The sequence below is a fragment of the Nocardioides luti genome (assembly GCF_014212315.1).
Classification (GTDB): domain Bacteria; phylum Actinomycetota; class Actinomycetes; order Propionibacteriales; family Nocardioidaceae; genus Nocardioides; species Nocardioides luti.
This window is the reverse complement of record NZ_JACKXE010000001.1, coordinates 2,999,438-3,021,417: the sequence shown is the minus strand read 5'-3', so window position 1 is coordinate 3,021,417 and position 21,980 is coordinate 2,999,438. Positions and strand designations below refer to the sequence as shown.

At 72.4% G+C, this 21,980-nt stretch carries 19 protein-coding genes; 6 read left to right on the top strand and 13 right to left on the bottom strand.

What is annotated here, in order from left to right; translation table 11 throughout:
* Positions 1-5: 5 nt before the first annotated feature.
* Positions 6-1,859: a nucleoside-diphosphate sugar epimerase/dehydratase gene (locus H5V45_RS14325; RefSeq protein ID WP_185253549.1), complete on the bottom strand. Its 1,854-nt coding sequence runs from the start codon at positions 1,857-1,859 to the stop codon at positions 6-8.
* Between the two features lie 280 nt (positions 1,860-2,139).
* On the opposite strand from H5V45_RS14325, the gene H5V45_RS14320 reads away from it, so the two are divergent.
* The gene (locus H5V45_RS14320) at positions 2,140-3,999 is read left to right on the top strand and encodes a glycosyltransferase family 2 protein (RefSeq protein ID WP_185253548.1); all 1,860 of its coding nucleotides are present in this window, start codon (positions 2,140-2,142) and stop codon (positions 3,997-3,999) included.
* Positions 4,000-4,033: 34 nt separating this feature from the next.
* Complete coding sequence (locus H5V45_RS22405; protein WP_185253547.1) at positions 4,034-5,944, top strand: DUF4012 domain-containing protein; 1,911 nt, start codon at positions 4,034-4,036, stop codon at positions 5,942-5,944.
* Here H5V45_RS22405 and H5V45_RS14310 read toward each other — a convergent pair.
* The gene (locus H5V45_RS14310; RefSeq protein WP_185253546.1) at positions 5,941-7,281 is read right to left on the bottom strand and encodes a hypothetical protein; all 1,341 of its coding nucleotides are present in this window, start codon (positions 7,279-7,281) and stop codon (positions 5,941-5,943) included. The two genes, H5V45_RS22405 and H5V45_RS14310, sit on opposite strands and share 4 nt — an antisense overlap.
* A gap of 96 nt (positions 7,282-7,377) precedes the next feature.
* Between H5V45_RS14310 and H5V45_RS14305 the strand changes: the two genes are divergently transcribed.
* Genes H5V45_RS14305 through H5V45_RS14290 form a run of 4 tightly spaced genes read left to right on the top strand, consistent with a single transcriptional unit; the run spans position 7,378 to position 11,715 of the window.
* Positions 7,378-8,385, top strand: a complete 1,008-nt coding sequence (locus tag H5V45_RS14305) for a glycosyltransferase (RefSeq protein ID WP_185253545.1) — start codon at positions 7,378-7,380, stop codon at positions 8,383-8,385.
* Positions 8,382-9,704, top strand: a complete 1,323-nt coding sequence (locus H5V45_RS14300; protein WP_185253544.1) for a lipopolysaccharide biosynthesis protein — start codon at positions 8,382-8,384, stop codon at positions 9,702-9,704. The genes H5V45_RS14305 and H5V45_RS14300 overlap by 4 nt, the downstream gene beginning before the upstream one ends.
* Positions 9,701-11,065: a hypothetical protein gene (locus H5V45_RS14295; RefSeq protein ID WP_185253543.1), complete on the top strand. Its 1,365-nt coding sequence runs from the start codon at positions 9,701-9,703 to the stop codon at positions 11,063-11,065. The genes H5V45_RS14300 and H5V45_RS14295 overlap by 4 nt, the downstream gene beginning before the upstream one ends.
* Positions 11,065-11,715 carry a YveK family protein gene (locus H5V45_RS14290; protein WP_185253542.1) on the top strand — a complete coding sequence of 217 codons (651 nt, stop codon included), beginning with the start codon at positions 11,065-11,067 and terminating at the stop codon, positions 11,713-11,715. The genes H5V45_RS14295 and H5V45_RS14290 overlap by 1 nt, the downstream gene beginning before the upstream one ends.
* Positions 11,716-11,742: 27 nt before the next feature.
* On the opposite strand, the gene wecB is transcribed toward H5V45_RS14290, so the two are convergent.
* From wecB to H5V45_RS14235, 11 genes are all read right to left on the bottom strand, one after another.
* Positions 11,743-12,852 carry a non-hydrolyzing UDP-N-acetylglucosamine 2-epimerase gene (wecB, locus tag H5V45_RS14285; protein WP_185254663.1) on the bottom strand — a complete coding sequence of 370 codons (1,110 nt, stop codon included), beginning with the start codon at positions 12,850-12,852 and terminating at the stop codon, positions 11,743-11,745.
* 5 nt (positions 12,853-12,857) lie between these two features.
* Positions 12,858-13,967, bottom strand: a complete 1,110-nt coding sequence (locus H5V45_RS14280; RefSeq protein ID WP_185253541.1) for a polysaccharide biosynthesis C-terminal domain-containing protein — start codon at positions 13,965-13,967, stop codon at positions 12,858-12,860.
* Positions 13,964-14,908, bottom strand: coding sequence for an NAD-dependent epimerase/dehydratase family protein (locus H5V45_RS14275; RefSeq protein ID WP_185253540.1), 945 nt, complete (start codon positions 14,906-14,908; stop codon positions 13,964-13,966). The genes H5V45_RS14280 and H5V45_RS14275 overlap by 4 nt, the downstream gene beginning before the upstream one ends.
* Complete coding sequence (locus H5V45_RS22400) at positions 14,898-16,145, bottom strand: glycosyltransferase (RefSeq protein ID WP_185253539.1); 1,248 nt, start codon at positions 16,143-16,145, stop codon at positions 14,898-14,900. The genes H5V45_RS14275 and H5V45_RS22400 overlap by 11 nt, the downstream gene beginning before the upstream one ends.
* Positions 16,142-17,119 (bottom strand): MraY family glycosyltransferase, encoded by a 978-nt coding sequence (locus H5V45_RS22690; protein WP_185253538.1) that lies wholly within the window; start codon positions 17,117-17,119, stop codon positions 16,142-16,144. The genes H5V45_RS22400 and H5V45_RS22690 overlap by 4 nt, the downstream gene beginning before the upstream one ends.
* Positions 17,116-18,132, bottom strand: a complete 1,017-nt coding sequence (locus H5V45_RS14260; protein ID WP_185253537.1) for a polysaccharide biosynthesis protein — start codon at positions 18,130-18,132, stop codon at positions 17,116-17,118. The genes H5V45_RS22690 and H5V45_RS14260 overlap by 4 nt, the downstream gene beginning before the upstream one ends.
* Positions 18,133-18,281: 149 nt before the next feature.
* Entirely contained in the window at positions 18,282-19,529 is a 1,248-nt protein-coding gene (locus tag H5V45_RS14255; RefSeq protein WP_185253536.1) for a hypothetical protein, read from the bottom strand.
* A 79-nt stretch (positions 19,530-19,608) separates the two neighbouring features.
* Positions 19,609-20,025: a VanZ family protein gene (locus H5V45_RS14250; protein WP_185253535.1), complete on the bottom strand. Its 417-nt coding sequence runs from the start codon at positions 20,023-20,025 to the stop codon at positions 19,609-19,611.
* A gap of 106 nt (positions 20,026-20,131) precedes the next feature.
* Positions 20,132-20,428: a DUF1416 domain-containing protein gene (locus H5V45_RS14245; protein WP_185253534.1), complete on the bottom strand. Its 297-nt coding sequence runs from the start codon at positions 20,426-20,428 to the stop codon at positions 20,132-20,134.
* Positions 20,428-21,288: a sulfurtransferase gene (locus tag H5V45_RS14240; protein ID WP_185253533.1), complete on the bottom strand. Its 861-nt coding sequence runs from the start codon at positions 21,286-21,288 to the stop codon at positions 20,428-20,430. Before H5V45_RS14240 ends, H5V45_RS14245 begins: the two co-directional genes overlap by 1 nt.
* Positions 21,289-21,365: 77 nt before the next feature.
* Entirely contained in the window at positions 21,366-21,860 is a 495-nt protein-coding gene (locus tag H5V45_RS14235; RefSeq protein ID WP_185253532.1) for a DUF4395 domain-containing protein, read from the bottom strand.
* Positions 21,861-21,980 lie beyond the last annotated feature (120 nt).

Genomic DNA, 21,980 nt, shown 5'->3' with positions numbered 1-21,980 from the left:
GAGCGTCAGCGGCGGGCGCTGAGGTCCTGCGCCGTGGCGTCGAGGACCTCGTCGTCCGGGAGGGTGATGACGCACAGGTCGGCCATCGCCTCCATCACGGCGGCGCGGCTGCCTTGCGTGGGCAGGCGCAGCGTCGTGTGGTCCGAGATCGCCGGCACGGGCACGTGGGACACGAGCGGGTGCGCCGGGCGGACGTCCTGCGGCTCGTCGTCGCCGAAGAGCTCCTCGTGCAGCTTCTCGCCCTCGCGGAGACCGGTGTACTCGATCTGCACCGGCAGGTGCGACTGCTCGATCAGCTGGCGGGCGACGTCGAGGATCCGGACCGGGTCGCCCATGTCGAGCACGAGCGCCTCGCCGGGACGGCCGATGGCGGCGGACTGGATGACCAGCTGGCACGCCTCCTCGATCGTCATGAAGAAGCGGGTCACGTCGGGGTGCGTCACGGTGACCGGGCCGCCCTTGGCGATCTGGTCGGCGAAGCTGGTCAGCACCGAGCCGCGGCTGCCCAGGACGTTGCCGAAGCGCACCGAGAGGTAGGTGCCGGAGGCGTGGCGGGCCCGGTCGGCGGTGATCCGCTCGGCGATCCGCTTCGAGTAGCCGAGCACGCTGGACGGGTTCGCGGCCTTGTCGGTCGAGATGTTGACGAAGCGGTCGACGTCGACCAGGTCGGCGGCGTCGAGCACGATCCGGGTGCCGTTGATGTTGGTCTTGACCGCCTCGGCGGGGTACTGCTCCAGCATCGGCAGGTGCTTGAGGGCGGCGGCGTGGAAGACCACGTCGGGGCGCCGCGCCATGAAGACGGCGTTGACGGCCTGCTGGTCGCGGATGTCGCAGAGGATGACGTCGTCGGAGTCCAGCAGCGCGCGGCCGTGGATGGAGAGCTGGACCGCGTGCAGGGCCGACTCGTCGCGGTCGAGCATCATCAGCTCGGCCGGCTCGAAGCGCTGGATCTGGCGGCACAGCTCGGAGCCGATGGAGCCGCCGGCGCCGGTGACGAGGACCTTGCGGCCGGTGAGGTAGCCGGCGATGCCCTCGATGTCGGTGTCGAGCTGGTGCCGACCGAGCACGTCGGTCAGGTTGATGTCGCGCAGGTCGCGGATGCCGACGTGGTTGGTGAGCAGCTGGGTGGTCGACGGCAGCACCTTGACGGTGACGCCGGCCTGGAAGGCGGCCACGCGGATCCGGTCGACGGTGTCGGCGTCGGCGCTCGGGATCGCGATCACGATCGTGCCGACGCCGGTCCGGCTGACCATCTCGCCGAGCTGGGCGATGGTGCCGAGGACGGGGATGCTGCGGATCCGCAGGTGCCGCTTGCGCGGGTCGTCGTCGAGCAGGCCGAGCGGGCGCCAGGTCCGCGACGGGTCGCGGAGCATGCTGCCGACCAGCTCGCGGGCGGCCTCACCGGCACCGATGACGAGCACGCTGGTGACGCCCTGGGCCTCGAGGCCCTCGTCGTCGCGCTCGCGCAGGCGCCGCCAGAGCGCGCGGCCCCAGGCGGCGAGGACGAGGGCTCCCAGGGTGGCCCCGGCCGGGATGGTGCGCGGGATCCACTGGAGCCAGAGGTTGAGCACGGACACGACGGCGCCGGCGCTCATCACCGTGAGGCCGAGGAGGACCATCTCCTCGAGGCTGGCGGTGTTGGCGCGACCTTGGTGCAGCCGCACGGGGGTGGCGAGCACGAGATAGAGCACCGCGGTCATCAGCGCCATCAGGCCGATCTCGGGCCACGGGGCGCGGAAGACCACGCCGTCCATGCGCAGCCAGGCGAAGGCGAAGTAGGCGGTGAACCACGCCGCCACGTCGTAGCCGACCGACAGCAGTGCACGGTGACGCCGCAGTCGCGGCACCAGCTCGGACATTTCGAACCCCGTTTTCGTCAGATTGTCCCCACCGCGCTCGGCAGTGCCGGGAGTGATCGGACTCTCGCGATCACGCGTGTCTGATGAGGATCAACGAGAATAAGTTCACAGGTTACGGGTACCTTCGAACGATAAAAAAATCCGTGTCTCATTGTCCCGCTACCAGTGAGTTGCGGGACAGCCGTCACCGACCCCCCTCGTCGTGGGTCCGCCGGCCCGCCGGGATCCGGCTCTCCGACACCTAGACTGCCGCCATGGACCGCCCGGAGCCCGCACCCCTGTGACGCCTCCCGACCGTGCGCAGCCCGCGCTCCAGACCTTCCTGGACCAGGCCGCCGGCGAGGTCCTCGTGCTCCACGACGAGACGGCCGCGGCCGCGGTCCGCGGACTGTCCTGCGACGGCCTGGCCGTGGCCACCGTCGGCGGCGACGTGCCGGAGCCCACGAAGCGCTGGTCCGCCGTGCTGGTCGCGGTCGCCGATGCCGCCGCGCTGCGTCGTGCCGTGTCGGTGCTGCCCCGCCTCGGCCGGGCACGCAGGATCGGCTGCCTCCTGGTGGAGGCGGCGGCACCCCCCGTCCTGGTCCCGCGCCCGGAGTGGCCGCCCCTCACGTCCGTCAACGCACGGACCCTGGCGTCGGGCGACCGGCTGACGGTCCTGCGCTGGGAGCGGCCCGTCGGCGTCCACCTCGTCCTCGAGGAGCTGGCCCGCGCCAGCACCCCGACCCGCGCCCACAACGGCGGACTCTTCGTCGCCAGCACCACCCGCGGCCCCGACACCGCACCGCCGGCCGACCCGGGGCTGCACGTGCTGGGCGCGACGACCGAGGCGGCCGACCCCGAGGTCGGCGTCCCGCCCGACGTCGTCCTGACCACCGCACCGGCCGCGGGCCTGCCGGAGCACCCGGTGACCGGACGACCCGCCACCGTCGTGACCGACCCCGACCTCGTCGGCGGCCCCCTCGACGAGGGCGTGCTGAACCCGACCGGCTTCGTGCAGCGCCCGGAGCACGGCGTCGTCGGACTCACGGTCGACCCCGTCGCCGGGCTGCGGCTCCGGTCGCCCGAGGGGGACCTGGACCTCCCCGTCGACGTCGCCCGCGGCGTGACCGCGCAGCTCGTGGCGACGCTGCGCGACCGCGCCGGCGTCGCCACGGCGTACGTCGACTCCTCCCCCGGCCTGGTCCGGGCCGTCGCCGCGCTGGCGATGGCCGGCGTCCCGGTCACCGTCGAGGCGCTCGACGCCGACGCGCGCGCCCGCCTGGGCGACGACCTCGCCACGGCCCTGACCACCGCCGTGGACCTGACCGACCCGCTGCGGCGCGAGGAGCACAGCGTCCGGTTGCGCCGCGCCGCGCTGCTCGGCCACTCGTCCCTCGCCTGGCGCGCCCGTCTGGCCCAGCGGGCCGGCCTCCCCCACCGGTCGTTCCCCACCTGCACGGTCCTGCTCGCCACCAAGCGGGAGGAGCAGCTGGACTTCGCGCTGCGCCAGGTCGCCCGGCAGCGCGGCGCCGACCTCGAGCTCGTCGTGATGACGCACGGCTTCGACCCGGACCCGGCCCGGGTCGCCGAGCTGGCGGGACACCCGACCACGCTCCTCCCGACACCGCCCGAGGCGGTCTTCGGCGACGTGCTCAACGCCGGCGTGGCCGTGGCGTCGGGCGACCTGGTCCTCAAGATGGACGACGACGACTGGTACGGCCGCGACCACGTCGCCGACCTGCTGCTCGCCCGGCACTACTCGGGCGCGGACCTGGTCGGCACCACCGCGGAGTTCGTCTACCTCCACGAGCTGGACCGCACCGTGCGGCGGGCGGACCGCTCGGAGTGCTACCCGCGCTTCGTCGCGGGCGGCACGATGATGATCGAGCGGGCCCGGCTCGACGAGCTCAGCGGCTTCCGTCGCTCGCGGCGGTACGTCGACGCCTCCCTGACGGCCTCGGTCCTGTCCGCCGGCGGCTCGGTCTACCGCGGCCACGGGCTCAACTACGTGCTCGCCCGGCGGGAGAGCGGCCACACCTGGGAGGCCAACGCCGACTACTTCCTCGACCCGGACCGGGCCGGCGGCGCGTGGGACGGCTTCGCACCGAGCCTGCTGCTCGACCCGGACCCCGTCGACCTGCCCCGCCCCGCAGCGCCCTGAAGGGACCCGACCCCCGTCTGAGACCATGAACGGCGTGTCGACCACCACTCCTCACCCGTCACGCAGGCGCCGCCGCATCACGATCGCGCTCGGCGTCCTCGTCCTCCTGGGTGGCGCCCTGCTCCTGCTCGCGATCCCGCTGCGGCACGTGCCCGGCGAGGCGCAGGCGGCCAACGAGGACCTCACGACGGCGAAGGCCGCCCTGGCCAGTGGTGACATCCCCGCCGCCCGGGCCGCCGTCGACCGGGCCCGTGCGCACGTCGACCGGGCCCAGGACGGCGCCCAGGGGATCGGTGGCGACGTGTGGAGCAGGATCCCCCTGATCGGCACCCCGGTCGCGGACGCGCGCCACCTCGTCCAGGCCCTCGACGACGTCACGTCCGTCGCCTCGATCGGGGTCGACCTCTACCCCTCGGTGGCCGGCAAGCAGGCCACGCTGTTCCGGGACGGCCAGGTCGAGCGCAGCACGCTCGACGACGTCATCGCGGGGGCCCGCGAGGCGGGACCGCACCTGGAGAACGCCGCCCACGAGCTCGACGAGGTGAAGGGCAACACCCCCTTCCTCAGCGCCAGCATCAGCGCCCGTCGCGACGCCGCGGCGGAGCAGGTCACTCCGCTGGCCGAGGGGTTCACCCACCTCGAGCCGCTGCTCGACCAGCTCCCGACGTTCCTCGGCTTCGAGGGCCGGCAGCGCTACCTGATCGCCATGCTCAACCCGGCGGAGCTGCGCTACTCCGGGGGTACGGCGCTGGCCTTCGCCCCGATGACCTGGGACGACGGCACGCTGACGATCGGCCAGGCCTTCCCGCTGGTCGCGGACCCGCGGCTGAGCGTCCCGCACACCTGGAAGAAGGTGCGCGGCAACCCCTTCCACCGCGACGACACCCGCATCGCCAGCTCGACCTTCGCCCCGTCCTGGTCGGTGTCCGGCGAGGAGCTGCTCCGCGCCTGGCGCAGCGCCACCGGCGTGCGGTACGACGGCGTCATGGCCGTCGACGTCGTGACGATGGCCATGGTGCTCGACGCCACCGGCCCCACGACCGTGCCCGGGGTGGGCGAGCTCAACGGCAGCAACCTCACCAAGATCCTGGTCGGCAGCTACGACGACTACTACCCCGACCCGACAGCCCAGGACCAGACCTTCGCGACCGTGGTCGCCGCGCTCCAGGGCGCCCTCTTCGCCGACGGCGACTACGTCGCCAAGAGCCAGGCACTCAAGGCCGCGGCGAACGGCCGCCACCTCGCGCTCTACCTGAAGGACCCGGACCTCCAGGCCGGCTTCGCCGCGCTCGGCCTCGACGGCGACCTCGCCGACACCTCGGGCGACTACGTCGGCGCCTTCACCCAGAGCACCGTCGGCGCGAAGGTCGACTACTACCAGCGCCGCAACCTCGCCCTCGACGTGACCCTGGGCGAGGACGGGACCGCGAAGGACGAGCTCGACGTCCTGCTGCACAACGACACCCCGCCGTACGCCGTCCCGGGCACCGACCTGCCCCCGGACCAGCGCCCGGCGGACGACTACCTGTCCGGCTACTTCACCCGCTGGTCCAGCCTGGCCGCCTCGGCGTTCCTGCCCGGCTCGGCCGACGTGCAGGACTTCTCCCTCGGCGACCAGCCCTGGGACGACCACGTCGGCAGGTTCCGCGACCACTCCTTCGTCGGCGACCAGATCGTCCTGGCACCCGGCGAGTCGACGCACCTCACGGCGTCGTACACCGTCCCGGACGCGGCCGAGGTCGACGACGGCACGCTGACCTACCGCCTCGCGCTCGACCCGCAGGGCACGGCCTTCCCCGCGTCGGCCGACATCACCGTGCACCTGCCGGACGGCTACGAGGCCACGTCCCTCCCCGAGGGCTGGACCTCCCAGGACGGCGTGCTGACCTTCCACACCGATGCGCTCACCTCGAGCGAGAAGTGGGAGATCGAGCTCCGGTCCTAGGCCGGCTCGACGATCGCGACCGGCGACTGCCCGACCCGCACCGGGTCGCCGCCGCTGATCCGACGGTCCTCACCGGAGAGGAGCCGCAGCCGGGTCGCGCCGTCCGACGCCGCCACCCGGGCGGTGCCCTTCTCGCGCCAGAGGATCCGGAGCACGGTGTCGCCCTGGTCGACGAGGCAGGTGTAGAGCCCCTTCTCGACCTCGCACACCGGCCGCGGCGAGCCGGCCAGCCAGTCGTGGACGACGGTGTACGCACGCCCGGCCGGGGTCGGGGCCACCCCGACCCGCGCCATCGAGACCGCGAGCGCCGGGTAGCTGAACCAGCCGAGCCAGTAGACGCGGTCGATGCCGACCGCTGCGTGGAGCACGAAGGTGCGACCGACGACCGCCACCTGCTGCGCGTCGGGGTAGGGCTTGACGTCGCTCGTGCCGCCGCTGGGCACGCCGTAGTTGATCTCGTTGGTCCACAGCGGCAGGTCGACGTCGTGGTCGGCCAGGATCCCCCGGGCCGTGCAGAGCAGGTCGAGGGAGTCCTCGGGGGTGCCGTCCTGGAGCGGGAACGGGTCGAGCGCGACCGCGTCGACGCTGTCGGCCACCGGCGCCCCGTCGACCTCGCTGCCCCAGAAGCGGTCCATCCACTGCTGCTGCGACTCCAGGCGCAGGGTCGTGGCCGGCGCCACCACCAGCGCGTCGGGCGCCTTGGCGTGGATGATCCCGCCCGCGATCACGGTCAGCCGCGCCATCTGCGCGGGCGTGCCGGAGAAGTTGCTGACGATGTTGGGCTCGGGCCACACCTGGTAGTCCAGCCGGTCGCCGTACCTGCCCACGACGGCGGTGACCCAGGCTCGCCAGGCGGCGATGTCGGGCATCGTGGCGGCGGCGGTCGGGGACGCCGGGTTCTTCGCGTGGAACGTCGGCGTGAAGCCCAGGACCACCATCGGCTGGGCCCCGCGGGACTCGGAGTTCGAGACGATGTCGTCGAGCCGGGCGAAGTCGTACTGGCCCGGCGCCGTCTCCACGATGTTCCAGTAGGTCTGCGCGGTCGTGAGGTTGACCGCCGCGATCGGCGCCTGCGGGAAGTCCGCCCCGATCGGCTGCGAGACGTGCATGCCCCAGAAGCTCGCCGGCAGCCTGCCGGCGGGAGGGGTGGTGGCGCAGGACGCCACCGGCTCCGGACCGGCGGTCGGCGCGGCCGACGCGGCTCCCTTCGTCGAGGACGCGGGGGCGGAGGGTGCGGCCTCCGGCGCGTCACCACCTCCACCGGCGGAGCAGCCGGTCGCGCCCACGCCCAGGACGAGCAGGGTGGTGCACACGACCGCGGCAGTGCGAGACGTCACGGGGCTTCTCCTCGGGGTGGGGCGGAACGGCCGCCCACGCTACGTGACCGGTCGGTGATGCGGCCGGCCAGCAGGTCTCCGGTAACCTTCCCCGACGTGTCCACCCACGATCTCGGCTCGTCGCCAGCCCCTGTCGCGACCGTGGTGATCCCGACGCACAACCGGCACGAGGGCCTCGCCGAGCTGCTGGACGACCTGCTCCGCCAGAAGGACCTGCCCGGCCCGATCGAGGTGCTCGTGGTCGACTCCGCCGTGGCCGAGTCCGCCGCCGAGGTCGTCGAGCGCGCTGCCGCCCAGGGTCTGGCGGCGAGCTACCACCTCACGGTCAACAGCCTCGCGTCCAAGCGCAACGTCGGCGGGGAGCTCGCCACCGCCGACGTCATCATGTTCGCCGACGACGACATGCGGCTCCCGTCGGGCTGGGTCGTCGGTCACCTCGCCGCGCTCGGCGGTCGTGACGACGTCGTGTCCTGCGGCGCGATCGACTTCCCGGACGCCTGGGTCGCGAGCAGCAACTACTACCACTTCAAGCAGGAGTGGCACCGCAACGACGACGACCAGGACCGGGACTCGCTCGAGCCGTGGCGCGTGGTCTGCATGAACATGGCGATGTCGCGCCGGCTCTTCGAGGCGTGCGGCGGCTGGGACCCCGACTTCGTGCACTACGGCGCCGAGGACCTCGAGTTCGGGCACCGGGTCACCCGCGAGCACGGCGCCCGGCTGGTGCTGGCCCCGGACGGCCGGGCCGTGCACCAGGAGGTCAAGCAGGACGTCGTGGGGTTCGCCCGCAAGCTCTACAAGGCGGCGTACCACGGCCAAGGACTGCTGATCGCGAAGGCGCCCGAGTGCCGGCGCATCCCGACGCTGCGCATGACCGAGCCCGGCCTCGCCTCCGGTCTCCCGGACCGCCTGCTGTACCTCGTCACGTCGCTGCTCGCCTGGCCGTGGCTCGTCACGCTGCTGGCCCGCGGCCTGCGCGTCGTCGACGGGCGGCGCTGGGCCTTCCAGCCGCTGCCGTACCGCGTCCTCTACCTCCTCAGCACCCGGCTCGGCGTCCGGGACCGCCACGCCGGGCGACCGGACCGCAGCGCGGAGATCGCGTGAGGCCGGCCCGGCGGGCGATGACGCTCCTCTCGGGAGCGATCGCCGCCCGCGGTGCCGCGATGTTCCTGAGCGTCCTGCTCACCTGGGTCGTCACGCGGCTGCTCACCGAGGGCAGCGACAAGCTCGCCGTCGGCGCCTGGAGCGTCATCTACACCGCGCTGTTCGCGGTGGCCACCGTGACCCGCCTCGGGTCGGAGAACCTCGCGGTCAAGCTCGCGGCCTCCGAGCCGGCCCGCGCCAAGCTGCTCCTGCGCGGCACCATCGGCACCCTCGTCCTGCTCATGGTCCCGGCGTTCCCCGCGATGATCGCCGTCACCATCACCCGTGAGTCCCTGGCCTCGGAGATCCTCTGGCTCTTCATGGGCGTCATGCTCGGCTTCAACGTCCTCGCGCTCAACGTCCTGGTCGTCTGCGGCGCCTGGCTCCGGGGCCTGGGCCAGGTCGCGCTCGGCACGCTGCTCGAGCTCGGCGTCGTGCCGGGCCTGACCGTCGCCGCGCTCGCCGTCCTCTGGCTGGCGCGGGGCTCGGTCACGCTGACCGAGACGCTCGTCGTCTACTCCTCCGCGACCTTCATGACCTGCCTGGTGGCCGCCTGGGTCACGCTCCGCGCGTTCTCGCGCGTCCCCACCGTCGCCGCGGAGCCGAACCGGCCGGTCCGGGACTACCTGCGCGAGCACGGCGCCAGCCTCACCGCCTTCATGATGACCGGGCTCGGCTTCTACCTCTACGCCTACATGCCGATCCTGGTCTTCGGTGCCGTCAACCAGGACGTCGCGGCCGCGGAGTTCCGCAGCTCCTACACGCTCGCCAGCTTCGTGAACCTGGTCCCCACGCTCCAGATCGCCTACCTCACCCCGGTCTTCGCCCGGCTGCACCACCAGGGCCACCTCGACGAGCTCCGCGACCGGGTGTGGACCGCCACGCGCAACGCCACCGCGATCGCCCTGGTCGTCGCCATCCCGCTGCTCGTCTTCCCGCACGCCATCCTCGGCGCGGTCTTCGGGGCCCCCTTCGCCGAGGCCGGCGGGATGCTGCGGGTGCTCGTCGTCTCCCTCGTCGCCGTGGTCGCCCTCGGCCCGACCTACGCCCTCGCCACCACGACCGGGCTCGAGCGGACCACGGGTGTCACCATGGTCGCCGTGCTGGTCGTCGGGCTCCTCCTCATGGTGGCGGCCCTCCCCATCTCCCCCCTCGCGGTCACGATCGGGGGCGCGGCTCCCGCCGTGCTCTTCGCGCTCGTGAGCCACCAGGTGCTGCTGCGGCGGCGCCGGGTGGGCACCGCGATCTGGGACCGTCCCCACCAGGTGGCCGCGTCATGACCAAGGTGCTCACCCCTCCGGCCCGCAAGCGGCCGTCCTTCACGAGGCCCACGTTCGGCCGGCCCACCTTCAGCCGGCCCAGCCTGAGGCTGCCCGAGAAGTGGTGGCGCACCAACACGGCCCGCTTCCTGCTGGTCGTCGTGGTCGTCAACCTGCACCTGCTGCGCAACGTGTCGGTGGTCGGCTACCTCGGGGTCTACGGCCTGGTCAGCGCGTGGGCCTTCTGGCACTTCCTGCGCACCGACAAGGTCCGCAACCTCCAGGACCGCGGCTGGATCGCGTGGACCTGGATGATCCTGGGTGTGGTCGCGGCCATCACGACCGCCATCCTCGGCTCGCTCGACGGGGCGGCGTACGGCCTGCTGCGCTTCCTGTTCGTGATGCCGGTGCTCTTCGCGGCCGTCGCGTTCACCGACTCCTACGACCAGTTCCGCCGCAACGTCACCTCCTGCGTCGCGGTCTTCACCGTCGCCTCGCTCACGCTGCCGCTGCAGTTCATCACCGGACCGATCAGCTTCTTCGCCCCGGCGCTCGTGCGCGGCGTGGACGTCCGCTACTCCTCGCTCGTCGGGAGTGTGACCTCCCAGGGCATCGCGGTCGGTCTCTTCATCCTGATGGCGCCGGCCGCGAAGAAGTGGTGGCCGTGGCTGCTCGTCGCCGGCATGGGCATCCCGGCGATGCTCTCGCTGTCGAAGGCCGCGGTCGCCAACCTGGCGCTGGGCGGCCTGGGGCTGCTGATCGCCCACCGGCACAACCGCAAGTTCCTCATCCCGCTGATCGCCATCCCGGCCGTCGGCACCCTGGCGCTGGTGACGATCCCCGCGCTGCGGGAGCGCTTCCTCGGCACGGTGAGCGCCTTCACCGAGACGACGCCCAGCGCCAGCAACAACTACGACCCGGCCCTGCCCTCGATCCTCGACCGGCTCACCAGCCTGCCGGCCGCCAACTGGTCGGCGCTGACCGGCCTCGACCAGCCGCTCCTGCAGGCCACCGGCGGTGGCTACGGCATGGGCAACACCGCGCTCGTCGAGCCCACCGACGTGCTCGCGCCGATGGCGCACAACCAGGTCGTCGAGTCGATGTCGGTGCACGGCATCCTCGGCGGCACCCTGCTCTGGGCGCTGCTGATCGTGGCGGCCTGCAGCCTGGTCCTCAAGGCGCGACGGACGCACCGGCCCTTCGACACCTGCCTGGCCCTGGCCATGGGCATGGTGCTGCTGAACTCCGTCACCGCCAACGGCACCCTCTACCAGCCCGCCACCGGGACGGCGGTGATGATGCTCCTCTACTACGCGGTCGCGAAGTTCCCCGACCGGCCGGAGCCCGCCGACCCGGCTCCTCTCGAGAAGGACATGACCTGATGGAGTTCACCGAGATCCTGGCCACGCTGCGCCGCCGGTGGCGCTGGGGCGTCAGCGCCGGAGCCGTCGTCGTGGTGGCGCTGGTGACCTACGCGCTCCTGATGCCGACCGGCCGGGTGGCCGGCGTGTGGCAGGACTACCAGGTCACGGTCATCTTCGTGCCGACCGCCGCCACCCCCACGGCGTCGGCCGACGCGACGGCGTACATCCAGGGCGAGATGTACACCTTCGCCCAGGTGGCGCTCAGCCGCGAGGTGCAGGCGCGGGCCTACGAGGAGTCCGGCATCGACCGGAGCGACACGCGGCTCGGCGGGGTCACGCTGACCTACGGCGGCGACGACAACTACCAGCTGATCGCCGGCAGCAACGACGCGACGCTGGCACGGGACTTCCTGGAGGCCTGGGCCGAGCAGACGACCGAGACGATCAACACCACGATCGTGCCGGACGAGAAGAACCCCGCCGTCGAGGCCCGTCAGCTGGGTGAGCCCGAGCTGTCCTACGACCCGACGCAGACGACGAGCGGCACCGCCCGCACCCTCGCCCTGCCGCTCGCGCCCGTGCTCGGGCTGACCGTCGGCATCGGTGCGTGCTTCGTCGGCGAGACCCGCGCCCGTCGTCGCGAGCGTCGTCCCGACCCGACGGACTGAGCCCGGCGTGGCCCGGCGGGCCGGCCGCTAGCGGCGCAGGCCGGCCCACTGGTGGTGCCGCTTCGCCGTCGAGACGATGAAGCGGACCACGCGGTTGCTGGTGTCGGCGATCTCGTAGCCACCCGGCATCGAGCTGGTGACCGGGCCGTCGTCGAGGGCGATCCGGACCGCCTGCTCGACGCTCTCCGGGTCCAGGCCCGTCATCATGATCGACCCGGTGTCGAGAGCCTCGGGCCGCTCGATCGAGTCGCGCAGCGTGACGGCCGGGAAGCCCAGGATCGAGGCCTCCTCGGCGATCGTGCCGGAGTCAGAGAGCACGCAGGCGGCGCGCAGCTGCAGGTGGTTGTAGTCGTGGAAGCCGAACGGGTCGAGCCAGCGCACGTCGCCCTCGACCTGCTGGTCCAGGGCCTCGAGGCGCTTGCGCGTGCGGGGGTGGGTCGACACGACGATCGGCAGGTCGTGCACCCGGTGGACGCGCTCGATGCAGGCCAGCAGGGCCTGCAGGCGCTCGGGGCTGTCGACGTTCTCCTCGCGGTGCGCGCTGACCAGGAAGTAGCCGCCCGCGGTGAGCCCGAGCCGGTCCAGGACGTCGGAGGCCTCGATCTGGTCGCGGACGCTCTCGAGCACCTCGCGCATCGGGGAGCCGGTCACGAGCACCCGGCGCGGGTGCAGGCCCTCGGCGAGCAGGTTGCGGCGCGCGTGCTCGGTGTAGGCGAGGTTGAAGTCCGCCACGTGGTCGACCAGCCGGCGGTTGGTCTCCTCGGGGACGTTCTCGTCGAAGCACCGGTTGCCGGCCTCCATGTGGTACGTCGGGATCCGCATCCGCTTGGCCATCACGGTGGCCAGGCAGGAGTTGGTGTCGCCGAGGACCAGGACGGCGTCGGGGCGCTCCTCGAGCAGCACCTTCTCGGTGCCGACCAGCACGCCGCCGAGGACGGCGCCGAGGCTGGAGGTGTCCACGCCGAGGTAGTGGTCGGGCGCGCGCAGCCCGAGGTCGTCGAAGAAGACCTCGTTGAGCTGGCGGTCGTAGTTCTGGCCCGTGTGGACCAGGACGTGCTCGATGCCCTCGGTCGCGTCGAGCCGGGACATCACCCGGGCGAGCCGGATGATCTCCGGACGAGTGCCGACGATCGTCATCACCTTCACGGCAGGGCCACCTTCTCGGGGTACTGGTCGGGGTTCTCCGGGTCGAGCAGCTGGTCGGCCCAGAACATCGTGACGAGCTCGGTGTCGCCGACGTTGCGGATGTTGTGCACCCACAGCGTGGGCATGTCGACGAACGACGGGGTCGCGCCGCTGAGGCGGAACGTCACGACCTCGTCGTGCAGCAGGCGGCGCAGGCTGATCTCCGCCTCACCCTGCACCACGAAGAAGCGCTCCACCTTGTGCAGGTGGTAGTGGTCGCCCCGCATCTGGCCGGGCCTCGTCGTCGAGACGAACGCCTGGCCGGTGCCGCCGTGGGCGCGGACGGTCTCGAAGAGCTCGCCCCGGTTGTCGGCGTGCACCTGCGGCGAGAGCGGCCACATCGCGGGGAAGGCGGCCGCGCGGTAGGTGTTGAAGAGGTTGACCTCGAAGGGCCCCGGCAGCGGCGGGATCTCGCCACGGGTCGCGTAGAGCGCGTGCGCCTGCTCGAGCAGCGCCAGCACCTCGCCGACGCCGCGCGGCTCCGCGTCGAGAGTCCGACGCTCCGTGCGGCCGACCGACGCCAGCAGCTCGCGCGCCGCGTCCTGGGCGTGCAGCAGCGGGACCTCGCGGTCGACGGTGACCGTGGGGCGACGACCCGCGGCCACCTCGTGGGCGAAGGTCGCGACGAAGGAGTTGTACGCCGGCCGCCCGTGCTCCCCGAAGAGGTTGGGCAGCAGCAGGTCGGCGAAGTGGCCGCCATGGGTCTCCACGGCGCTGGCGAGCAGCGCTGCGGCGGCGGCCTTGCCGCGGCCGTAGGCGTTGTCCAGCTCGGCCTGCACCGAGTTGGCGTAGACCACGTCGATCGGGCGGTCCTGGTGCGCGAGCGCGACCGCGAGGTCCAGGGCGAGGCGCACGTTGCCCTGCTCGACCTCCTCGTCGGAGCCGGCGCGGTTCACCCCCGCGAGGTGCAGCACCGCGTCGACGCCGTCGAGGGCGGACGCGAGCCGCTGCGGGTCCGCGAAGTCGTCGCGGCCGAGCCGGACGGCGTCGGTGCCCGTGAGCGCCCGCAGCCGGCTCGCGGTGTGCCAGCCGAGGAAGCCGTGGCCGCCGGTGATCGCGATCGTCATGACGCCTCCCCCGCGGCCAGCGCCTGCCAGCCCTCGCGGCCCACGGGGGCCTGCCAGCCGGCCTCGGTGAGCCAGCTGGGCGCCTGGCCCTGGCCGAGCCAGAGCAGCTCGAGCCGGCGAGCGTTGGCGGCCGTGGGCTGGTGCACGCGGCCGACGAGCTTGGCCGTGGCGACGAGCAGGCGGGCCAGCGACCGCGGCACCCGGCGCGGGGCGCGACCGCCGGACAGGTCGCTCATCAACGTGGTGACGGTGACGCCCTCCGAGGGGTGGTGCACGACGGCGGGCGGCACCCGGTCGGTGGTCGCGAGGAAGGCGACGGCGGAGCCGACGTTGGGCAGCAGCGCCTGCGGCGTCGGCTGCTGGCCGGGCCGCGCGACGGTCGCCGCGGGCGAGCCGGCGATCCGGGTGATCATCCGCGTCACGCGCCGTCCGGGTGCGTGCACCGACGGCGGGCGGTAGCGCACGACGTGGCAGCCGGGCGTGGCGGCGTCGCGGAGGACGTGCTCCCCCAGCACCTTGGAGCCGGAGTACGGCGAGAAGCCGTGGACGTCCTCGGAGTCGTCGAGGACGGGGTGGTCGTTCTGCACGACGGCCGAGCTGACGTGGACGAAGCGCGGCGCCCCCGCCTCCGCCGCGGCCGCGAGCAGCACCGCGGGGAGGAGCGCGTTGGCGCCGTACAGCACGTCGAGGTCGAGCGAGGAGGCGTCGGGGTTCCCGGCCGCGTTGACGACCGCGTCGGCGCCGGCGAACCGGCGGACCAGGTCGGCATGCACGTCGCCCTGCTCGGCCGCAGCCCGGAGTACGTCGTCGACGGTGCGCGCCGTCGACGTCAGGCGCGGGGACGGGACCGGCACGACCTCGCCCGTCGCCGCCAGCGCCTCGGCCACGGCCGAGCCCACGAAGCCCGTCGCCCCGACGAGCACCACACGACTACGAGGCACGGGTCCCCGCCTCCTTCGTCTCGCCGAGCGCGCTCGTGAGGGCGCCCTCCAGCTGCTCGGCGCCGAAGCGGGCCGAGAGCCGGTCCTGGTAGTACGTGTGCCCGGCCCGGCCGAGCTCGTCGAGCTCGTGCGGGGTGAGCGAGCGGGCCGCGCGGAAGGCCTCCGCGAGCCCGGCGGCGTCGCCGGGGCCGACGGCCCAGCCGGCGCCGGACGCCGCGGTCAGCGCGGCGACGTCGCCGGGCGCGCAGGTGATGACCGGTCGCCCCGAGGCCAGGATCGCCTGGATCTTGCTCGGCATCGTGAAGTGGAAGAGCGGGTCGTCCTTGAGGCAGACCAGCTGGACGTGGGCGGACGCCATCACCTCGGACATCTCCCCCACCGACCGCGGCCCCTCGAAGGTGACCCGGTCGGCGACCCCGAGCTCGTCGGCGAGCCGCTGCAGCGCCGGCACCTCGCCGCCGCTGCCGATCAGGCGGAGCCGGACGTCCTCGTCGGGCCGCAGCAGCGCGAGGGCGCGGACCGCCACGTCGAGACCCTGGACCGGGCCGATCGCGCCGGCGTACATCACCTCGAACGGCCCCTCGGCCGACGACGTCCCGGCGACCGGACGGAAGAGCTGCTCGTCGACCCAGTTGTAGACGACGTCGATCTTGCTCTCCGGCACCCCGCGCCCCATCAGGATCGTCTTCATCCCCGGCGAGATCACCGCGATGTGGGCGGCGGAGCGGTAGACGCGGTTGCAGAAGCGGTGCAGGACCCACTCCGCCGGCCGGGTGAGGCGGGCGGGGAGCATGCCGGTCGCCGTCAGCGTGTCCGGCCAGAGGTCCTGGACGTAGAGCACGAACGGGCGCCGGAGCAGGGCGCGCAGGGCGATCCCGGCCATCCCCACGGTCGCGGGCGTCGAGTAGACGAGGGCGACCTGGCAGCGGCGTGCGAGCACGGGGGCCAGCAGCGTCGAGCTCACCATGAAGCTCAGGAAGTTCAGGATCCGGCGGACGGCCGAGGCGTCGTGGCTGGGGTAGAGCGGCAGCCGGTGGACGACCACGCCGCGGACCTCGTCGCGGAGGTAGGGCCGCAGCCGGTACCCGTCGTACAGGCGCCCGGTCGGGTAGTTGGGGAACCCGGTGATCACCTCGACGTCGTGGCCGCGGGCCTGGAGGGCGCGCACGACGGCGCCCGGGATGGCGGCGGAGCCGACCTCGGGGTCGTACCACTGGGTGATGAAGGCGATCCTCACGAGACGCTCACGCCTTCGCGGTGGCGCGCCTCGACCAGGCGCGGGGTGGCGAGGTACGCCGCCAGCAGCGCGACCGCGAGCAGCACGGCCACGACCGCGTGGTCGGGGTAGAGCCCGGCGAGCACGAGGACGACGGCGACCGAGACGGCTGCGCTCCAGGCGGCGGCACCGAGGTGCGGCCAGCCCTGCTGCACCAGCCGCTGGTAGGCGTGCTGGCGGTGCGCCTCGAAGAGCGGCTCGCCCGCGCGGGCGCGGCGCAGCATCACCGAGGAGGTGTCGGCGAGGTAGACGAGCAGCGGGGCGACGGCCAGCACCACCGGGACGTCGAGCGCCCACGCGGTGATCGCGGTCCCGGCGAGCAGGGCGCCGATGCCGTAGCTGCCGACGTCCCCGAGGAAGACGCGACCGAGGGCGTTCCACGGCAGGAAGCCGAGGGCGCCGCCGGCGACGACCAGGCCGAGCAGGAGCAGCACCGGCAGGTCGCGGTCGTGGCCGAGCCAGGCGAACCAGCCGCCCGACACCGCCGCGTGCAGCGCGGAGATCCCGTTGATGCCGTCCATGAAGTTGAAGGCGTTGACGAAGCCGACCACGCCGACGACGCCGATCACCAGCAGGAGCGGCAGCGCCGCCCCGGTGACCGACTGGGTGGCCGCGACCCACGCGCAGAGGCCGACCGCCACGACCAGCTGGGCGGTGAGGCGCAGCCGCGCCGAGAGCGACCGGAGGTCGTCGGTCAGGCCGACGGCCGCGAGCAGCAGGGCCGGCACGACCACCGCCCAGGCGTCGGAGCCACCGTCGAGCGCGACCCCGACCAGCACCGCCAGCACGACGGCGACGCCGCCGCCCCGGGGCACCGGGACGTCGTGGGACGAGCGGTGGTTGGGCCGGTCGATCATCGAGGCGCGCCGCAGCAGCGGGACGGCCAGGCCCGTCAGCAGGACCCCGACCGCCAGCGCGACCCAGAACGGGGTCACGTGGCCGCCACGAGCGCCCGGAACTGGGGCAGCCCCTCGAGCAGGTCGACCACGCCCGCGACGTCCAGGCGCTCGGTGTTGTGCGAGTGGTAGTCGTCGATCTCGGACTCCGTCACGTCGCCCTCGTCGAAGTACTCGCCGTAGTTCAGGTCGCGGGCGTCGACGGCGACGCGGAAGTAGTCGCCCTGGTCCTCGGACCGGGCCAGCTCCTCGCGGGTCGCGAGCGTCTCGTAGAGCTTCTCGCCGTGGCGGGTGCCGATCACCTGGAGGTCGGCCTCGCGGCCCATCGCCGACGCGACGGCGCGAGCCAGGTCGCCGACGGTGCTGGCGGGCGCCTTGCGGATGAAGAGGTCGCCGGGCCGCGCGTGCTCGAAGGCGTGCTCGACGAGCAGGACGGCCTCGTCCAGCGACATCAGGAAGCGGGTCATGGAGGGGTCGGTCAGCGTCATCGGCGCCCCGGTGCGCACCTGCTCGGCGAAGAGCGGGATGACCGAGCCGCGCGACATCATCACGTTGCCGTAGCGGACCGTGGACACGGTGGTGCGCGCGGTCGGGTTGTTGCGGGCGAAGGCCTGCGCGACCTTCTCCATCAGCGCCTTGCTCATGCCCATCGCGTTGACGGGGTAGGCCGCCTTGTCGGTGCCGAGGCACACGACGCTCTGGACGCCGTTGGCGTTCGACGCCTCGATCACGTTGGCGCTGCCGAGGATGTTCGTGCGCACGGCCTCGAGCGGGAAGAACTCGCAGCTCGGGACCTGCTTGAGCGCGGCCGCGTGGAAGACGAAGTCGACGCCGCGGGTGGCCCGGTGCACGCTGTCCTCGTCGCGCACGTCGCCGAGGTAGAACCGGACGCGCGGGTCGTTGAGGGCCTGGCGCAGCTCGTGCTGCTTGAGCTCGTCGCGGCTCAGGACCCGGATCTCGCGGACATCGGTGTCGAGCAACCTGCGGATCATCGTGGAACCGAAGGAGCCGGTGCCGCCGGTCACCAGGACCGTGGACTGGTCAGTGTGCATGGGTGATGAGTGCCTTCCCCGTGGGCCGAGGGCCGAGTCTAGGTGTCACGCGGCGTGGCCGCGAAACCACGGTGCGGAGCCGCCGCCGGACACGCAGAAGGGTGCGCCGACGCTGCGAGCAGCGTCGACGCACCCTTCGGAGGTGCGTGCTACTTGCGGGAGGCGATCATGATCGGCCGGTAGTCGACACCGACGAGGAACTTGCCGGTGCGGCTGTCGACGTTGCCGTCCTGGTCCTCGACGCGCGTGGTCGACTTCGGGGTGTTGAACGTCTTGACGCCCTTGGGCAGCCAGTAGATCCGGCGCACCTCGTTCGCGCCGTTCGTGGCGGTGCACACCCACACGCCGTTCTTCTTCTTCGAGCAGCCCTTCATGTTGGTCCCGTTGAGCCAGGAGCGCACGACGGAGTACGACGTGGCCGGCGGCAGCGCGAAGCCGTTGGCGTCCGTCATGTTGATCGCGAGCTCGGGGCTGCTGAACCAGGCGAGCCAGTAGGTCCGCGCCATCTTCGCCGCGGCGCTCAGGGCGTAGGTCCGGACGACGTACGCCTGCTGCTTCGGCACGGGGTAGCTCGTGGTGGTGGTGGCGCCACCACCGGCGACCCCGTAGTTGATCTCGTTGTTCCAGAACGGCTTGTGGACGCCGATCCGGCCGAGCTTCTTCTTGATCGTCTGCATGATCTTGTAGGAGTCCTCCGGCGTGCCCTTCTGCGCCGGGAACGGGTCGATCGCGACCGCGTCGACGACCTTGCCGGGACGGACGCCGCCCACGCTGGACTTGAAGTACTTCACGGTCCAGTCCTGCTGCGACGGCAGGCGCAGGGCCACGGCGGGCGAGATGACCTTCGCCTTCTTGCCGGCCGCCTTCTGGATCGCCTTGGCGGCGACCACGGTCAGCTGCGCCATCTGCTTGGGGGTGCCGGACCAGTTCTGGATGATGTTGGGCTCGGGCCAGATCTGGTAGTCGATCCGGGTGCCGTAGCGCGCGGCGACCTTGGTGACGTACTTCTTCCAGGCCTTGATCTTCGGCATGGTCGTGACGACGTTCGACGAGCGGGGCTTGGTCGAGTGGAACTTGGGCGTCTGGCCCAGGAGGACCATCGGCTGGGCGCCGACGCCCTCGGCCGCGGAGACCTGGAGGTCGAGGCGCGTGAAGTCGTAATTGCCCTTGCTGGTCTCGACGTTGCGCCAGTAGGTGCCGGTGGTCGTGAAGTTGGCCGAGCCGATCGTGACGGTCGGCGGGGTGGTCCACTCGTTGTCGTGCATCCCCCAGAAGGTCGGCTTGATCTTCTGCGCCTGGGCCGGCGCGGCGACGGACAGGGTGCTGAGCGCGAGTGCCGGCGCCAGCAGGAGCGAGACCAGCGTGAGCACACGCGGTCGGGAACGGGTCAAGGACATGGATTCCCCCAAGAAATCGCATCGACGGGTGCTCGTGATCCAGAGCACCCGGCGAGGCTAACACCGGTCTGGACCGCCCTCACCGCTTTGTCATCACCCGGGCGACCGGGAGCGAGGCCACCGCCCCGACCAGCGCCCCGAGGGTGTTGGCCACGACGTCCTCGAACTGCGCGGACCGCGGGGGCAGCAGGACGCCCTGCAGGAGCTCGACGGCCCCCGAGAGGACGAAGCCCCAGACCACCCAGGTGGCCCAGTGCTGGCGAGGCAGGGCCAGGGCCGCCAGGAAGGCGACCGGCGCGAACATCGCGGCGTTCAGCAGGAACTCGACGCGGGCCGGCTCGGTCATCGCAGCGGAGGCCCCGTGCCCCTGGAGCCAGTAGCCGAAGCGCGCGACGACGTCCGTGGCCACCAGCGGGTTGTACTCCATCAGCACGACGGCCAGCGCCACGGCGTACGCCACCAGGAGCGCGGCGGAGACGAGTCGGACGGGAGCCATGGGGACCGAGTCTGACAGGCGGGTGGGCGCGCCCGCGCCGGACGCAGCGAGGCCCCGCCGGGTGCTCCGGCGGGGCCTCGTTGCTGTGCTGCTGTGCTGCTGTGTCTCAGATGGAGACGGTGACCTCGGCGACCGAGCCGACGGCGGCGACGACCTTGTTGTCCACGGGCTCGGCCTTCGGCGCGAGCGTGCGCAGCGTCCACTCGCCGTCGCCGGCGAAGAACCGGAAGTGGCCGGTGGCCGAGGTGGGGACCTCGGCGGTGAACTCACCGGTGCGGTCGAGCAGGCGCACGTAGGCGTTGCCGACGGGCTCGGCACCGCGCAGGACCTGGCCCTGGATCACGGCCTCCTTGGCGACGTTCACGCCGTCGAGGGACAGACCGCCCTCGGTGGCGCCGCACATCAGGCGCCGCCCTCGGCCGAGCCGGGCTCGTCGCCCAGGGCGACGGGGACACCGACGAGGGAGCCGTACTCGGTCCACGAGCCGTCGTAGTTCTTGACGTTCTCGCGGCCGAGCAGCTCCTTGAGCACGAACCAGGTCAGCGACGAGCGCTCACCGATGCGGCACAGGGCGATGGTGTCCTTGCAGGTGTCGAAGCCGACCTCCTCGTAGAGCGCGTTGAGCTCGTCGTCGGACTTGAAGGTCCCGTCGTCGTTGGCGTTCTTGCTCCACGGGACGTTGACCGACGTCGGCACGTGGCCGGCGCGCTGGGCCTGCTCCTGCGGGAGGTGGGCCGGGGCGAGCAGGCGGCCGGCGTACTCGTCGGGGCTGCGCACGTCGACGAGGTTCTGCGCGCCGATGGCGGCGACGACCTCGTCGCGGAAGGCGCGGATCGAGGTGTCCTGCTCCTGGGCGGAGTACGTCGTGGCCTCACGCGTCGGGAGCTCGTCGGTCAGCTCGCGGGAGTCGAGCTCCCACTTCTTGCGGCCGCCGTCCATGAGCTTGACGTCGGCGTGGCCGTAGAGCGTGAAGTACCAGTAGGCGTACGCGGCGAACCAGTTGTTGTTGCCGCCGTACAGCACGACCGTGTGGTCGTTGCCGACGCCGCGCTCGGAGAGCAGGGCCTCGAACTGCTGCTTGTTGACGAAGTCGCGACGGACCTGGTCCTGGAGGTCGGTCGTCCAGTCGAGCTTGATCGCGCCACGGATGTGGCCCTTGTCGTAGGACGTGGTGTCCTCGTCGACCTCGACGATCACGACCTGCGGGTCGTCGAGGTGGTCCTCCACCCACTGGGTGGAGACGAGGGAGTTCTCGCGGCTCATGTCATTACCTTTCTGTGCGCCGGCGGCCGGCGCGGTGGGGTCTGGGGTGGTTTCGAGACGGTCGCTGCGCGACCTCCTCAACCACCGATGGGGGCGAAGCGCTTGATGAGGAGGTACATCTCGCAGCCGAGGCAGAAGCGGAAGGCCGCGTTGAGCAGCGCCGCGACCAGCGCGAGGCCGGTGGCGACCAGGCCGACCGCGGTCACGCCGGTCAGGAAGCCGACGAGGCCGACGAGGGCGAAGGCCAGGCCCACGCCCTGCGCGAAGCGCGGCGGGGCGGTGTCCTCGAGCTCGCCGGGGGCGCCGAGCCGCGGCCGGACGAACGTCTTGAAGAGCCAGGCGTACGGCGTGCGCTGGACGCCCAGCGCGGCACCGGTGGCGAACAGCACGGCCTGGACGGCGAGCAGGGCGACCGCCGCCGGGTGGGGGGCGAGCAGCAGCACGGCGGCGAGCACGACCGACGTGATCGCGGCACCGAGCTGCGGGCCGCGCGGGTCGATGCGCGCCGGGCGGCCGGCGGTCGAGTCGACGCGCGCGCCGCTGGCGGTGCTGGGGTTCACGGTGGTGGACATGTCTCTCCTGGGATCTCGACGTGCTCGATCGACGAGGCCGACGCGGGGCGGCGGCCGGGTGTCATCGCGACCTCGCCCGGGGGTGAGGGCTCTCGGTCCGACGTTAGTCGCCTAAGTCGG

Coding starts and splice junctions, on each gene's coding strand:
- H5V45_RS14290 (WP_185253542.1), top strand. CDS start 11,065: ATGGAGTTCACCGAGATCCTGGCCACGCTGCGCCGCCGGTGGCGCTGG.
- H5V45_RS14260 (WP_185253537.1), bottom strand. CDS start 18,132: ATGCACACTGACCAGTCCACGGTCCTGGTGACCGGCGGCACCGGCTCC.
- H5V45_RS14325 (WP_185253549.1), bottom strand. CDS start 1,859: ATGTCCGAGCTGGTGCCGCGACTGCGGCGTCACCGTGCACTGCTGTCG.
- wecB (WP_185254663.1), bottom strand. CDS start 12,852: ATGACGATCGTCGGCACTCGTCCGGAGATCATCCGGCTCGCCCGGGTG.
- H5V45_RS14245 (WP_185253534.1), bottom strand. CDS start 20,428: ATGTGCGGCGCCACCGAGGGCGGTCTGTCCCTCGACGGCGTGAACGTC.
- H5V45_RS14255 (WP_185253536.1), bottom strand. CDS start 19,529: ATGTCCTTGACCCGTTCCCGACCGCGTGTGCTCACGCTGGTCTCGCTC.
- H5V45_RS14280 (WP_185253541.1), bottom strand. CDS start 13,967: ATGACGATCGCGATCACCGGCGGCCACGGCTTCCTCGGCTGGCACACC.
- H5V45_RS14235 (WP_185253532.1), bottom strand. CDS start 21,860: ATGTCCACCACCGTGAACCCCAGCACCGCCAGCGGCGCGCGCGTCGAC.
- H5V45_RS14295 (WP_185253543.1), top strand. CDS start 9,701: ATGACCAAGGTGCTCACCCCTCCGGCCCGCAAGCGGCCGTCCTTCACG.
- H5V45_RS14240 (WP_185253533.1), bottom strand. CDS start 21,288: ATGAGCCGCGAGAACTCCCTCGTCTCCACCCAGTGGGTGGAGGACCAC.
- H5V45_RS14250 (WP_185253535.1), bottom strand. CDS start 20,025: ATGGCTCCCGTCCGACTCGTCTCCGCCGCGCTCCTGGTGGCGTACGCC.